This is a genomic window from Polaromonas sp. P1_F8 (assembly GCF_056405635.1).
In genome coordinates, this window is the sequence record NZ_JBFUBS010000003.1 from 470,064 (window position 1) to 483,178 (window position 13,115).

14 protein-coding genes and 1 tRNA gene are annotated in these 13,115 nt (G+C 60.9%); 14 read left to right on the forward strand and 1 reads right to left on the reverse strand.

Annotated features, from left to right (window positions below; genetic code table 11):
* Positions 1-28: 28 nt before the first annotated feature.
* The gene (locus AC1D1J_RS14095) at positions 29-430 is read right to left on the reverse strand and encodes an Hsp20/alpha crystallin family protein (RefSeq protein ID WP_477694987.1); all 402 of its coding nucleotides are present in this window, start codon (positions 428-430) and stop codon (positions 29-31) included.
* 141 nt (positions 431-571) lie between these two features.
* Between AC1D1J_RS14095 and AC1D1J_RS14100 the strand changes: the two genes are divergently transcribed.
* From AC1D1J_RS14100 to nuoF, 14 genes are all read left to right on the forward strand, one after another.
* Positions 572-1,849, forward strand: a complete 1,278-nt coding sequence (locus tag AC1D1J_RS14100) for a branched-chain amino acid ABC transporter substrate-binding protein (RefSeq protein ID WP_477694988.1) — start codon at positions 572-574, stop codon at positions 1,847-1,849.
* A gap of 57 nt (positions 1,850-1,906) precedes the next feature.
* Positions 1,907-3,094 (forward strand): pyridoxal phosphate-dependent aminotransferase, encoded by a 1,188-nt coding sequence (locus AC1D1J_RS14105; protein WP_477686676.1) that lies wholly within the window; start codon positions 1,907-1,909, stop codon positions 3,092-3,094.
* Positions 3,095-3,228: 134 nt separating this feature from the next.
* Positions 3,229-3,495: a 30S ribosomal protein S15 gene (gene rpsO, locus AC1D1J_RS14110; protein ID WP_348046953.1), complete on the forward strand. Its 267-nt coding sequence runs from the start codon at positions 3,229-3,231 to the stop codon at positions 3,493-3,495.
* Between the two features lie 219 nt (positions 3,496-3,714).
* Positions 3,715-5,832: a polyribonucleotide nucleotidyltransferase gene (gene pnp / locus AC1D1J_RS14115; RefSeq protein ID WP_477686677.1), complete on the forward strand. Its 2,118-nt coding sequence runs from the start codon at positions 3,715-3,717 to the stop codon at positions 5,830-5,832.
* A gap of 76 nt (positions 5,833-5,908) precedes the next feature.
* On the forward strand, positions 5,909-6,907 hold the full coding sequence (locus tag AC1D1J_RS14120) for an NAD(P)H-quinone oxidoreductase (protein ID WP_477694989.1): 999 nt from the start codon (positions 5,909-5,911) through the stop codon (positions 6,905-6,907).
* Positions 6,904-7,662 (forward strand): triose-phosphate isomerase, encoded by a 759-nt coding sequence (tpiA, locus tag AC1D1J_RS14125; protein WP_477694990.1) that lies wholly within the window; start codon positions 6,904-6,906, stop codon positions 7,660-7,662. The genes AC1D1J_RS14120 and tpiA overlap by 4 nt, the downstream gene beginning before the upstream one ends.
* 33 nt (positions 7,663-7,695) lie before the next feature.
* Complete coding sequence (secG, locus tag AC1D1J_RS14130; protein WP_477694991.1) at positions 7,696-8,112, forward strand: preprotein translocase subunit SecG; 417 nt, start codon at positions 7,696-7,698, stop codon at positions 8,110-8,112.
* A 115-nt stretch (positions 8,113-8,227) separates the two neighbouring features.
* Positions 8,228-8,312, forward strand: a tRNA-Leu gene (locus AC1D1J_RS14135).
* A gap of 95 nt (positions 8,313-8,407) precedes the next feature.
* The gene (locus AC1D1J_RS14140; RefSeq protein WP_477694992.1) at positions 8,408-8,767 is read left to right on the forward strand and encodes an NADH-quinone oxidoreductase subunit A; all 360 of its coding nucleotides are present in this window, start codon (positions 8,408-8,410) and stop codon (positions 8,765-8,767) included.
* A 54-nt stretch (positions 8,768-8,821) separates the two neighbouring features.
* Positions 8,822-9,301: a NuoB/complex I 20 kDa subunit family protein gene (locus tag AC1D1J_RS14145; RefSeq protein WP_007864469.1), complete on the forward strand. Its 480-nt coding sequence runs from the start codon at positions 8,822-8,824 to the stop codon at positions 9,299-9,301.
* Between the two features lie 3 nt (positions 9,302-9,304).
* Positions 9,305-9,913, forward strand: coding sequence for an NADH-quinone oxidoreductase subunit C (locus AC1D1J_RS14150; RefSeq protein ID WP_477694993.1), 609 nt, complete (start codon positions 9,305-9,307; stop codon positions 9,911-9,913).
* A 24-nt stretch (positions 9,914-9,937) separates the two neighbouring features.
* Positions 9,938-11,191, forward strand: coding sequence for an NADH-quinone oxidoreductase subunit D (locus tag AC1D1J_RS14155; RefSeq protein ID WP_477694994.1), 1,254 nt, complete (start codon positions 9,938-9,940; stop codon positions 11,189-11,191).
* Positions 11,192-11,208: 17 nt separating this feature from the next.
* Positions 11,209-11,703, forward strand: coding sequence for an NADH-quinone oxidoreductase subunit NuoE (nuoE, locus tag AC1D1J_RS14160; RefSeq protein ID WP_477694995.1), 495 nt, complete (start codon positions 11,209-11,211; stop codon positions 11,701-11,703).
* A complete protein-coding gene (gene nuoF / locus AC1D1J_RS14165) occupies positions 11,700-13,103 on the forward strand; it encodes an NADH-quinone oxidoreductase subunit NuoF (RefSeq protein WP_477694996.1) in 1,404 nt (467 codons plus the stop codon). Before nuoE ends, nuoF begins: the two co-directional genes overlap by 4 nt.
* Positions 13,104-13,115: the final 12 nt, after the last annotated feature.

A 13,115-nucleotide genomic window follows, 5' to 3' on the forward strand; every position in this document is an offset into this window, starting at 1 on the left:
CAGGGACGGCTACCCGGCTTTGGTCGGGTTACTGGATGTCGAGGTGGGTGACGTTGCTGACAGGGATTTTTTTGCCCAGTGTCAGGGTCAACACGCCGTTTTCGAGCTTGGCGCTGCTGTTGGTGGTGTCGATTTCCAGCGGGAAGCGCCATGCGGCCTTGATTTTGCGGGGTGCGTCTTCTTTGCTCGAGACGCGGACCACATCGCCTTCGATGCCGATGTCCAGCTGTTCGCGGGCCAGGCCCGGCACATCGAGTTGCAGGGTGTAGGCCTTTTCAAGATCTTCTACATTGGCGGCCTTGGCGGTGCCGGTGTCAGACAGCGAAGAGAAGGTGTCGTTGAGGAATTTTTCCAGGGCGCCGTTGCTCACGACAGGTGCGTAGTGACGATGAAAGGCGCGGGCAGGGCGATGGGCGAGAGAGTAAAACATGGCTATTCCTTGATGGATGAACAAGGGGTGTTTTCCCCTTACACTGCGCGGCGCTCACCGTGATTGCCGCATGCACCCCAGTTAGGTGTGCAAGCGGTTTATTCAAGCCAAATCAGGCAAAAGACCAGGGTCTATTTTTTTATGCAGAAACACTTGAAACGCTTCCTCATGGCCTTATGTCTTTGCGCCTCGGCGGCGGCGTTCGCGCAGACCGCAAGCCAGCCGCCTGTGCCGGCACCTGTTCGTATTGCGCTGATCGAAAGCCTTTCAGGCGCGTTCGCCAATACCGGCGAGGCGGTGTTCCGAAACCTCGTCTGGGCTACTGAGCGCGTCAATGCGCGTGGCGGCGTGAAGCTGGCGGGCGGGCCGCGCAACCTGGTGGTTGAGCGCTATGACAACAAGGGCCAGAACGAAGAGGCGCTGGCGGCATTGCGCTCGGCGATCGACGACGGCGTGACCATCATTGCACAGGGCAATTCATCCGCGATTGCGGCTGTGCTGATCGATGCCATCAACAAGCACAACGAACGTGAGCCGAACAAGCGTGTGCTGTTCCTCAATTACTCGGCGGTCGACCCGATCCTGACAAATGAAAAGTGCAGCTACTGGCATTTCCGCTTTGATGCGCACGCGGACATGCGCATGGCCGCGCTCATGGATGTGCTCCGGGACGACAAGGCGCTCAAAAGCATTTACCTGATAGGCCAGGATTACAGTTTCGGGCAGGCCGTGTTGCGCGAGGCACGCAAACAACTGGGCGCGCAGCGACCCGACGTGCAGATCGTGGGCGACGAGTTGCACGCGCTGGGCCGCGTCAAGGACTTCATTCCCTATGCCGCGAAGATCAAGGCCAGCGGAGCGCAGGCAGTGCTCACGGGCAACTGGGGTAACGACCTGACACTGCTGATCAAGGCGGCAAGGGAAGTCGGTTACGAGGGCAAGTTCTACACCTTCTACGGCAACGCACTGGGCGTGCCGGGCGCGCTGGGCGATGCCGGCGTAGGCAAGGTGATCGCGGTGGCCGACTGGTTCCCGAATGAGGCGGGCGCGCAGTCCGAAGCCTTCTACCAATCCTTTCGCCAGCGCTTTCCCAAGCCGCAGGACGACTATGTGCACATGCGCATGCAGCTCATGATTGAGGCGCTGGCCCAAAGCCTTGACAAAGCGGGCAGTGCTGACGCCGGCGCGGTGGCGGCGCAGCTGGAGCGTAGTTCGGTCACCTTCGTGGGCCACAAAGGCGCGATGCGCTCGGCCGACCACCAGTTCCAGCAGCCGCTGCTTGTGGCACTGATGGGCAAGCAGGGCTCGTCGGGTGTGAAATTTGATGTCGAGGGCTCGGGCTACGGCTTTCGCGTCATCAAGACTATTTCGCCCGAAAAGGCCGAGCAGCCCAACAGCTGCAAGATGGTCCGGCCCTGAGTTCAAATGGGCTGATTGAACAATTGATTGAAGCCGGCACAGGCGGACGGACTATCCATGAGAAAAACTGTTTTAGATCTTGAAGAATCGATGATCCGCCAGGTGGCCAACGCGGGCATGGGTCGCGATGACGTCCTCAAGTTCTGGTTTGGCGAGAGCGATGAGGTCACGCCCGCCTTTATCCGCGATGCGGCGGCTGCGTCGTTGCAGCAGGGCGAGACTTTTTATGCGCAAAACCTGGGCTTGCCACAGCTGCGGGAGGCTATTGCCAATTACGCGACGGGCCTGCGCTGTGTGGGGGCCGCGCCGATCACGGCCGAACGCATTGCGGTGACCTCAGGCGGCGTCAACGCGCTGATGCTGGCGGTGCAGGCGCTGGTGGATGCCGGCGACGAAGTCGTGGCCGTGACGCCTGTCTGGCCCAACCTGACGGCCCAGCCGGCCATCATGGGCGCGCAGGTCAAATGCGTCAGCCTCAAGCCGGTGGCAGGCGAATGGCGGCTTGACGTGGCCGAACTGCTGGCCGCCATCACGCCGAAAACCAAACTACTCATCGTCAACGCGCCCAACAATCCCACTGGCTGGACGCTGTCACGCGCCGAACAGGAGGTCATCCTGGCGCATTGCCGCAAGACGGGCACCTGGATTCTGGCGGACGAGGTCTATGAACGGCTTTATTACGAGCCCACCCCTAATGGTTGCGCCCCCAGTTTTCTGGATATCGCCGCGCCCGAGGATCGGCTGGTGGTCGTTCACAGCTTTTCCAAGAGCTTTTTGATGACTGGGTGGCGCCTGGGCTGGCTGGTGATGCCGGCTGCCATGACGCCACACATGGGCAAGCTGGTGGAGTTCAATACCTCCTGTGCCCCGGTGTTCGTGCAACGGGCCGGTCTGGTGGCCATCGAGCGGACGGCCGATATCACGCCCCGGGTGGTTGCCCATCTGAAAACCTGCCGCGACACCTTGGTGCCGCTGCTACAGGCCGTGCCGGGCGTGCAGTTGGCACCGGCCAAGGGCGGCATGTACGCCTTTTTCCGCCTGGAAGACCAGGCGCGCTTCGGGGACTCTCTGGAGACCGCCAAGCGCCTGGTGGTGGAGGGGGGCTTGGGCCTGGCACCCGGCAATGCATTCATGGTCAATCCAGGTCCAGAGGCCCAGGGCTGGCTGCGCTGGTGCTTCGCCAGCCAGGACGTGGACAGGCTGGGGCAGGGGGTTGGCCGCCTCAGGCATTGGCTTGGGCTATAATCCAAGGCTCTGCGCAGTTTGAGGCTCTTTTTGGGCCTTTTTCATGCCGGAACACGACGAAAGCGGTTTATTCACTCCCATGTCGGGAACGCTGCTTCGCTCGCAAGCGCACCTCGGTGCAAGAAAGAAAAAACATGATTGCAAAATCAATCAAGGCCGAAATCGTTCAGGCCAACGCACGTGCCGCCGGCGACACCGGCAGCCCTGAAGTTCAAGTGGCGCTACTGACCGGCCGCATCAACGAACTGACCCCCCATTTCAAGGCCAACGCCAAGGATCACCATGGCCGCCGCGGTCTGCTGCGCATGGTGAGCCGCCGCCGCAAGCTGCTGGACTACCTGAAGTCCAAAGATGCCGAACGTTACACCGCGCTGATCGCCAAGCTTGGCTTGCGCAAGTAATCGGTAACAACGATTTGAAAGCGCCTGAGTTAGTTCACTAGCTCAGGCGCTTTTTACTTCGGAGCAAGGCAAAACGAGCACGCGCTGTGTCATTCCACAAGAAAAGCCCTGGTCAGACCCCTGATCCAGGCATTTTGTGGAATGGCATCGTGTTCAGCCAGCCGCCGCTCCGGGCCTCCCGCACTGCCTCAAGTGCGTGAATTTAGTGGAGATAAGAACATGAGCATTTTCAACAAAGTCACCAAGTCTTTCCAATGGGGCCAGCACAAGGTCACGATGGAAACCGGCGAAGTCGCACGCCAGTCCAGCGGCGCAGTCATCGTTGACATGGACGGCACCGTGGTGCTGGCCACCGTCGTCGCCAAGACCGATGCCAAGCCCGGCCAGGATTTCTTCCCCCTGACCGTTGACTACCTTGAGAAAACCTACGCCGCCGGCCGTATTCCGGGCAGCTTCTTCAAGCGCGAAGGCCGCCCCAGCGAATTCGAAACGCTGACCTCCCGCCTGATCGACCGCCCGATTCGCCCGCTGTTCCCCGAAGGCTTCTTCAACGAAGTGCAGGTTGTGATCCACGTGCTGTCGTTGAACCCTGAAGTGGAAGGCGACATCCCCGCGCTGATCGCTTCGAGCGCCGCCTTGTCGATCTCCGGCATCCCGTTCAACGGCCCCATCGGCGCCGCCCGCGTTGCTTACATCGACGGCCAATACGTTCTGAACCCCGGCAAGACCCAGCTCAAGGATTCGAAGATGGACCTCGTCGTGGCCGGCACTGAAGCCGCCGTGCTGATGGTCGAGTCCGAAGCCCAGCAACTGTCCGAAGAAATCATGCTCGGCGCCGTGGTGTTCGGCCATGAGCAGGGCAACATCGCCATTAACGCGATCCACGAACTCGTGCGCGACGCCGGCAAGCCGGTCTGGGACTGGAAAGCCCCCGCCAAGAACGAGCCGCTGATCGCCAAGGTCAACGAACTCGCCGGCGCCAAGCTGCAAGCCGCTTATCAGATCCGCGCCAAGCAAGCCCGTACGCAAGCCTGCCGCGTGGTGACCTCCGACGTGATGGCCGCACTGAAGGCTGACGGCGTTGAATTCGACGGCGTGGCCGTTGAAGGCATGCTGTTCGACATCGAAGCCAAGATCGTCCGCAGCCAGATCCTGGCCGGCGAGCCCCGTATCGACGGCCGCGACACGCGCACCGTGCGCGCGATTGAAATCCGCAACAGCGTGCTGCCACGCACCCACGGTTCTGCCCTCTTCACGCGCGGCGAAACCCAGGCTCTGGTCGTTACCACGCTGGGTACCGAGCGCGACGCGCAGCGCATCGATGCGCTGTCGGGCGACTACGAAGACCGCTTCATGCTGCACTACAACATGCCTCCGTTCGCCACCGGCGAAACCGGCCGTGTCGGCTCGCCAAAACGCCGAGAAATCGGCCACGGCCGCCTCGCCAAGCGCGCGCTGATCGCCGTGCTGCCCACGAAGGAAGAATTCCCGTACACCATGCGTGTGGTGTCTGAAATCACCGAGTCCAACGGCTCCTCGTCGATGGCTTCGGTTTGCGGCGGCTGCCTGTCGCTGATGGACGCCGGCGTGCCGATGAAAGCCCACGTGGCCGGCATCGCCATGGGCCTGATCAAGGAAGACAACCGTTTTGCCGTGCTGACCGACATCCTGGGTGACGAAGATCATCTGGGTGACATGGACTTCAAGGTTGCCGGTACCACCTTCGGTATCACCGCGCTGCAGATGGACATCAAGATCCAGGGCATCACCAAGGAAATCATGCAGGTCGCACTGGCCCAGGCCAAGGAAGCCCGCATGCACATCCTGGGCAAGATGCAGGAAGCCATGGGCGAAGCCAAGGCTGAAGTGTCCGACTTCGCACCGCGCCTGTACGTGATGAAGATCAATCCCGAGAAGATCCGCGACGTGATCGGCAAGGGCGGCGCCGTCATCCGCGCGCTGACCGAAGAAACCGGCACGCAGATCAACATCGAAGAAGACGGCACCATCACCATCGCGTCGAATGACAGCGCCAAGGCCGATGAAGCCAAGCGCCGCATCGCCGAGATCACCGCTGAAGTCGAAATCGGCAAGGTGTACGAAGGCCCGGTCACCAAGATCCTGGACTTCGGCGCTCTGATCAACCTGTTGCCCGGCAAGGACGGCCTGTTGCACATCAGCCAGATCGCCCACGAGCGCGTCGAGAAGGTCACCGACTACCTGAGCGAAGGCCAGATCGTCAAGGTCAAGGTTCTGGAAACCGACGAAAAAGGCCGTGTCAAGCTGTCGATGAAGGCCCTGCTGGACCGCCCGGCCCAGGACCAGGACCGGGGCTGATCAATACTGCTATTGATTTTGTAGCTGCCTGCGCTCTTGTATAGAGGGCTGGCGGCTCAAATGACCTTGATACGCCATGAAAGTTGTTGAAATTACCTCCTACGGCAAGCCTGAGGTGTTGCGCCTGGCCGATCGGCCGGCGCCCATCGAAGGCTCTGGCGAGGTAGTGATCCGCGTGAGCGCCAGTGGCGTCAACCGCCCTGATGTTCTTCAGCGAATGGGTCACTACCCGGTACCGCCCGGGGCATCTGACATCCCCGGGCTTGAAGTCGCGGGTGTGATCGTGTCCGGCGATGCCGTTGCCATGGCCGCAGCCGGCCTCAAAATCGGTGGCCGTGTCTGCGCGCTGGTTGCGGGTGGCGGCTATGCCGAATTGTGTGTTGCGCCGGTTGGGCAGTGCCTGCCGGTGCCTTCAGGGCTGAGCGACATCGAGGCGGCATCTCTGCCCGAGACGTTTTTCACCGTCTGGAGCAATGTGTTTGAGCGCGCTTACCTGCAGCCGGGCGAAACCTTGCTGATCCAGGGCGGCTCCAGCGGCATCGGCGTCACGGCCATCCAGATCGCCAAGGCCCTGGGAGTCACGGTGCTGGTGACGGCCGGCAGCGACGAAAAATGCGCTGCCTGTGTTGCGTTAGGTGCTGACCATGCCATCAACTACAAAACCAGTGATTTCTCTGAAGAGGTCAAAAAGCTCACGAACGGGAAGGGTGTTGACGTCATTCTCGATATGGTGGCTGGTGGGTATGTGGCGCGCGAGGTTGATTGCCTTGCCGACGATGGCCGATTGGTCATCATTGCGATACAGGGTGGGGTCAAGTCCGAGATCAATGCGGGATTGGTATTGCGCAAGCGATTGACCATCACCGGTTCAACCCTGCGTGCGCGATCTGTTGAGTTCAAGAGTGCCATTGCGAATGCATTGAAGAATAAGGTGTGGCCACTGCTTGCGAGCGGTGCTGTCAAGCCGGTGATTCACAGCACGTTTGCGGCGGCTGGTGCGGCCAAGGCGCATGCATTGATGGAGTCCAACCAGCATGTCGGCAAAATCGTCTTAACCTGGCCACTGACACCATGAAGAAGCTTATTGCTGGTAACTGGAAGATGAACGGCGGCCTGGAGGCCAACGCAGCCTTGCTGGATGCTCTGGCGGGCGGGCTGGCCAGCCCCCCGGCATGCGAGGTGGCGGTTTGTGTTCCCGCGCCTTACCTGGCACAGGTTCAGCTATTGCGAGCTGCAAAACCCGGCCTGTCTGCCATTGAACTGGGCGCGCAGGATGTGTCCGCTCATGCCAGTGGCGCCTATACGGGTGAAGTCAGTGCCGCCATGCTCAAGGAATTTGGTTGCCGTTTCGCCATCGTTGGTCACTCGGAGCGCCGCCAGTATCACGGCGAGACTGATGCGATGGTCGCCGACAAGGCAAAATCTGCACTGGCCTGCGGTGTTACCCCCATCGTTTGTGTTGGCGAAACGCTGGCCGAACGTGAGGCAGGCCATACCGAGGAAGTCGTGAAGCGGCAGCTCGCGGCGGTAATCCACGCCAATGGCCACTGCATCAGCGAAATCGTGGTGGCCTACGAACCGGTATGGGCGATTGGTACCGGCAAGACAGCGACCCCGCAAGAGGCGCAGGCTGTGCACCTGGTGCTGCGCAGCCAATTGAAGGCGGCAACCGACCAGTTTGCCCGCGTGAAAATCCTGTACGGCGGCAGCATGAATGCGGCCAACGCGGCAACGCTGCTGGCCCAGCCCGATATCGACGGCGGCCTGATTGGCGGCGCGTCGCTCAAGGCCCCTGATTTCTTGACAATTATTGCTGCAGCCCGCAACTGACGGGCGCAGAATGCTATTAATTTAGGAGTAAATATGAACGTTGTATTAACCATTGTCCTCGCCGTGCAAATGCTTTCGGCGCTCGGCATGATTGGCCTGATCCTCGTGCAGCACGGCAAGGGCGCAGACATGGGCGCAGCGTTTGGTAGCGGCGGTTCGGGCAGCCTTTTTGGCGCCAGCGGCAGTGCCAATTTCCTGTCACGCACTACCGGTGTTCTCGCCGCGTTGTTTTTTGCCTGCACCTTGCTGCTTGCTTACTTTGGCAATGCTCCTGCACGCACCAGCTCCAGCGTCCTGGAGGGGGCCGCCGTGACCGCTCCGGCGCCGGCTGTTGCAGCTTCCGGTGCGGCCCAGATTCCGGGAACCTCTGCGCCTGCAAGTGCCGGCACGGCAGTTCCTGTCCCGCCTGCGCCTGCCGCGTCCGGTGCTGCGCAAATCCCGACGAAATAACGAGATTTTGCTGTTGCCCGCAGTCGGGAGCAGCAATATTTCGGGGTAAACTCTAAGACTGTCTGGAAAGCCAAAAACCGCAAGGTTCCTCATGCCATCCAGGCAGTTAAATACCGCGGACGTGGTGAAATTGGTAGACACGCTATCTTGAGGGGGTAGTGCCGAAAGGTGTGCGAGTTCGAGTCTCGCCGTCCGCACCAGAACAAGCATCGGCAGCAGCGCTCCGGCGATGCTGTCGCCTTAAACGGCAAGCTGAACAAACCGCGCAGGTGGCTTTTCAGAAGTTGAATCCACGATGAACCTCGATCAATACCTTCCTGTTCTCCTGTTTATTCTGGTCGGTGTGGGTGTCGGTGTGGTGCCTCAGGTTCTGGGGCGTTTGTTGGGCCCTGTGCGCCCCGACAGCGAAAAAAATTCCCCTTACGAATGCGGCTTCGAGGCTTTCGAAGATGCCCGCATGAAATTCGATGTGCGCTACTACCTGGTTGCCATCCTCTTCATTCTTTTTGACCTCGAAATCGCGTTTCTTTTTCCCTGGGCCGTAGCGCTCAAGGAAGTCGGCCCCGCCGGTTTCTGGTCCGTCATGATTTTCCTGGGCATTCTGGTCGTGGGCTTTGTCTACGAGTGGAAAAAGGGTGCGCTGGACTGGGAATAAGAAGCTAAGAATCCCGAGGGTTTTCCAGGCGGGTCTCGCCACAAAGGTACGGGTATGTCACTTGAAGGTGTTTTCAACGAAGGCTTCATGACCACGAGTTACGACTCGGTGGTGAACTGGGCCAAGACGGGTTCGCTCTGGCCCATGACGTTCGGCCTGGCCTGTTGCGCCGTCGAAATGATGCATGCGGGCGCGGCGCGTTACGACCTGGATCGCTTCGGCATGTTGTTCCGACCCAGCCCGCGCCAGTCCGACCTGATGATCGTGGCCGGCACGCTGTGCAACAAGATGGGCCCGGCCCTGCGCAAGGTGTACGACCAGATGTCGGAGCCGCGCTGGGTATTGTCCATGGGCTCGTGCGCCAATGGCGGCGGCTATTATCACTACAGCTACTCCGTGGTTCGCGGCTGCGACCGTATCGTGCCGGTTGACGTGTATGTGCCCGGCTGCCCGCCCACGGCTGAAGCGCTGATGTACGGCATCATCCAGCTGCAGCAGAAAATTCGTCGCACCAACACGATTGCGAGGGCATAAGACATGTCCTCTTCTCCCGTGTCCATGGAGCAACTCGTCGAAACGATTCATGCCGTCCTTGGCGACAAGGTCAAAACCTTGGCGACGGCGCTCGGTGAAATCACCCTTGCGGTCTCCGCCGCCGACTACCTTGCGGCCGCTACCCTGCTGCGCGATGCGCCGGGCTGCCGCTTCGAGCAGCTGATCGACCTATGCGGCGTCGACTATTCCGAATACCGTGACGGTCAGTACGACGGCCTGCGCTACTGCGTGGTGTCGCACCTGCTGTCGGTCAGCCTCAACCAGCGCGTGCGCCTCAAGGTATTCTGCCCCGACGACGATTTCCCCGTGGTGGATTCGCTCAACGGCATCTGGAATTCCGCCAACTGGTTCGAGCGCGAGGCCTTCGACCTCTACGGCATCATCTTCGAAGGCCATAACGATCTGCGCCGCATCCTGACCGACTACGGGTTCATCGGCCATCCTTTCCGCAAGGACTTCCCGACCTCGGGCCATGTGGAGATGCGCTACGACCCTGAGCAAAAGCGCGTGATTTACCAGCCGGTCACCATCGAGCCGCGTGAGATCACTCCGCGTGTGATCCGTGAAGACAACTACGGCGGCCTGCAGTAAGCAGCGTCGACAGAAGACATCCCCATGGCTGAAATCAAAAACTACACGCTCAACTTTGGGCCACAGCATCCCGCGGCGCACGGCGTGCTGCGACTGGTGCTGGAGCTCGACGGCGAAGTGATCCAGCGCGCCGATCCGCACATCGGCCTGCTGCACCGTGCCACCGAAAAGCTCGCCGAAAGCAAGACCTACATCCAGTCGCTGCCTTACATGGACCGGCTGGACTACGTCTCCATGATGTCCAACGAGCAGGCTTACTGCCTGGCCATCGAGAAGCTGCTCGGCGTCGATGTGCCGGTGCGCGCGCAATACATCCGCGTGATGTACGCCGAAATCACGCGCCTGCTCAACCACCTGCTGTGGCTGGGCGCGCACGGTTTCGACTGCGGCGCGATGAACATCCTGATTTACTGCTTCCGCGAGCGCGAGGCGCTGTTCGACATGTACGAGGCCGTCTCCGGCGCGCGCATGCACGCGGCTTACTTCCGCCCGGGCGGCGTCTACCGCGACCTGCCCGACAGTATGCCGCAGTACCGTGTCAGCAAGGTCAAGAACGCCAAGGCCATCGCCGCGCTCAATGAGAACCGCCAAGGTTCGCTGCTCGACTTCATCGAGGACTTCACCAACAAGTTCCCCGGTTACGTCGACGAATACGAAACCCTGTTGACCGACAACCGCATCTGGAAGCAGCGCACCGTCGGCGTTGGTGTCGTCTCGCCCGAGCGTGCCCTGAATCTCGGTTTTACCGGTCCCATGCTTCGCGGTTCCGGTTTCGCCTGGGACCTGCGCAAGCAGCAGCCCTACGACGTCTACGACAAGATGGACTTCGACATCCCGGTCGGCAAGACCGGCGACTGCTACGACCGCTACCTGGTCCGCATCGAAGAGATGCGCCAGTCCAACCGCATCATCAAGCAGTGTGTCGACTGGTTGCGCGTCAACCCCGGTCCCGTGATTACCAGCAACCACAAGGTTGCCGCACCCGACCGCGAATCCATGAAGACCAACATGGAAGAGCTGATTCACCACTTCAAGCTCTTCACCGAAGGTTTCCACGTGCCCGAAGGCGAAGCCTATGCGGCGGTCGAGCACCCCAAGGGCGAGTTCGGCATCTACATCGTCAGCGACGGCGCCAACAAGCCCTATCGCCTGAAGATCCGTCCGCCGGGGTTTTCGCACCTTGCGGCCATGGACGAAATGTCGCGCGGCCACATGATCGCCGACGCCGTCGCCGTGATCGGCACCATGGACATTGTGTTCGGTGAGATTGATCGCTAAACCGGATGGTTTCCCCCATGATTTCTGAACAAACCAGAGCGCGCTTCGATCGCGAAGTCGCCAAATACCCCGCGGACCAGAAACAGTCGGCCGTCATGGCCTGCCTGACCATCCTGCAGGAAGAGCACGGCTACGTCAGCGCCGAAAGCGAGAAGGTCGTGGCCGAGTACCTCGGCATGGCGCCGATCGCCGTGCACGAAGTCACCACCTTTTACAACATGTACAACCAGCGCCCGGTGGGCAAGTACAAGCTCAACGTCTGCACCAACCTGCCTTGCCAGTTGCGCGACGGCGCCAAGGCGCTCAAGCACCTGCAGCACAAGCTGGGCATCGCCATGGGCGAAACCAGCGCCGACGGTCTTTTCACGCTGCAGCAGTCCGAATGCCTGGGCGCCTGCGCGGATTCTCCGGTGATGCTCGTCAACGACCTCACCATGTGCAGCTTCATGAGCAACGAGAAGCTGGACCAGCTCATCGAAGGTCTCAAATCCGCCGAGGCAAAACAACCATGACGCTCGCACCCCTGACTCCCAACAGCGCAGCCGCGCAGAGCGTGCTGTCCCAGTTCTCGGCCACCGGCGTGCAGACCTGCTTTCACGGCCGGCACATCAACCCGCAAATTCTGGCCGACCTCAACGGCAGCAACTGGCGGCTCAAGGACTACGAAGCGCGCGGCGGCTACCAGGCCCTGCGCAAGATCCTGAAACAGGATGGCGGCGAGGGCATGACGCCCGACCAGGTCATTGCCGAAGTCAAGGCCGGCAGCTTGCGCGGCCGCGGCGGCGCGGGTTTCCCGACCGGGCTCAAGTGGAGCTTCATGCCGCGCCAGTTCCCGGGCCAGAAATACCTGGTCTGCAATTCGGACGAAGGCGAGCCGGGCACCTGCAAAGATCGCGACATCATGCAGTACAACCCGCACAGCGTGATCGAAGGCATGGCGATCGCTGCCTACGCCATGGGCATCAGCGTGGGTTACAACTACATCCACGGCGAGATCTTCGCGACCTATCAGCGCTTTGAAGAAGCCCTGGAAGAAGCGCGCGCCGCCGGCCTGCTGGGCAACAACATCTTCGGCAGCGGCTTCAGCTTCCAGCTCCATGCCTCGCATGGCTTCGGCGCCTACATCTGCGGCGAAGAAACCGCGCTGCTCGAATCGCTCGAAGGCAAAAAAGGCCAGCCGCGCTTCAAGCCGCCGTTCCCGGCCAGCTTCGGCCTCTACGGCAAGCCCACCACCATCAACAACACCGAAACCTTCGCGGCCGTGCCCTGGATCATCCGCAACGGCGGCCAGGCTTACCTCGAATGCGGCAAGCCCAACAACGGCGGCACCAAGATTTATTCCGTGTCCGGTGACGTCGAATTGCCTGGCAACTATGAAGTGCCCATGGGCACGCCGTTCTCCAGGCTGCTGGAACTCGCCGGTGGCGTGCGCAAGGGCCGCATACTCAAGGCCGTGATTCCCGGCGGATCGTCGGCGCCTGTGTTGCCGGCTTCCATCATGATGGACTGCACCATGGACTACGACTCCATTGCCAAGGCCGGCTCCATGCTGGGCTCGGGCGCGGTGATCGTCATGGATGACAGCCGCTGCATGGTCGAGTCGCTCAAACGCCTGTCCTACTTTTACATGCACGAATCCTGCGGCCAATGCACCCCTTGCCGCGAAGGCACGGGCTGGCTCTGGCGCGTCGTGGACCGTATCCACAACGGCCACGGAAAGCAGACCGACATGGATCTGCTCAACTCGGTGGCCGACAACATCCAGGGCCGCACCATCTGCGCGCTCGGCGATGCCGCGGCCATGCCGGTGCGCGCCATGATCAAACACTTCCGCCATGAGTTTGAAGCCATGATCAAGACGCCAGCCCATCAGCCGCCTGCATCCCAGGCTTCGGCCGTCGCGCAAGCCTGAGTCCCGGAAAGA

Bases quoted from the DNA above. Each gene is read 5' to 3' on its own strand.
- pnp (WP_477686677.1), top strand. From the start codon at position 3,715: ATGAGCATTTTCAACAAAGTCACCAAGTCTTTCCAATGGGGCCAGCAC.
- AC1D1J_RS14155 (WP_477694994.1), top strand. From the start codon at position 9,938: ATGGCTGAAATCAAAAACTACACGCTCAACTTTGGGCCACAGCATCCC.
- rpsO (WP_348046953.1), top strand. From the start codon at position 3,229: ATGATTGCAAAATCAATCAAGGCCGAAATCGTTCAGGCCAACGCACGT.
- AC1D1J_RS14145 (WP_007864469.1), top strand. From the start codon at position 8,822: ATGTCACTTGAAGGTGTTTTCAACGAAGGCTTCATGACCACGAGTTAC.
- AC1D1J_RS14100 (WP_477694988.1), top strand. From the start codon at position 572: ATGCAGAAACACTTGAAACGCTTCCTCATGGCCTTATGTCTTTGCGCC.
- nuoE (WP_477694995.1), top strand. From the start codon at position 11,209: ATGATTTCTGAACAAACCAGAGCGCGCTTCGATCGCGAAGTCGCCAAA.
- secG (WP_477694991.1), top strand. From the start codon at position 7,696: ATGAACGTTGTATTAACCATTGTCCTCGCCGTGCAAATGCTTTCGGCG.
- AC1D1J_RS14105 (WP_477686676.1), top strand. From the start codon at position 1,907: ATGAGAAAAACTGTTTTAGATCTTGAAGAATCGATGATCCGCCAGGTG.
- nuoF (WP_477694996.1), top strand. From the start codon at position 11,700: ATGACGCTCGCACCCCTGACTCCCAACAGCGCAGCCGCGCAGAGCGTG.
- AC1D1J_RS14150 (WP_477694993.1), top strand. From the start codon at position 9,305: ATGTCCTCTTCTCCCGTGTCCATGGAGCAACTCGTCGAAACGATTCAT.
- AC1D1J_RS14120 (WP_477694989.1), top strand. From the start codon at position 5,909: ATGAAAGTTGTTGAAATTACCTCCTACGGCAAGCCTGAGGTGTTGCGC.
- tpiA (WP_477694990.1), top strand. From the start codon at position 6,904: ATGAAGAAGCTTATTGCTGGTAACTGGAAGATGAACGGCGGCCTGGAG.
- AC1D1J_RS14140 (WP_477694992.1), top strand. From the start codon at position 8,408: ATGAACCTCGATCAATACCTTCCTGTTCTCCTGTTTATTCTGGTCGGT.
- AC1D1J_RS14095 (WP_477694987.1), bottom strand. From the start codon at position 430: ATGTTTTACTCTCTCGCCCATCGCCCTGCCCGCGCCTTTCATCGTCAC.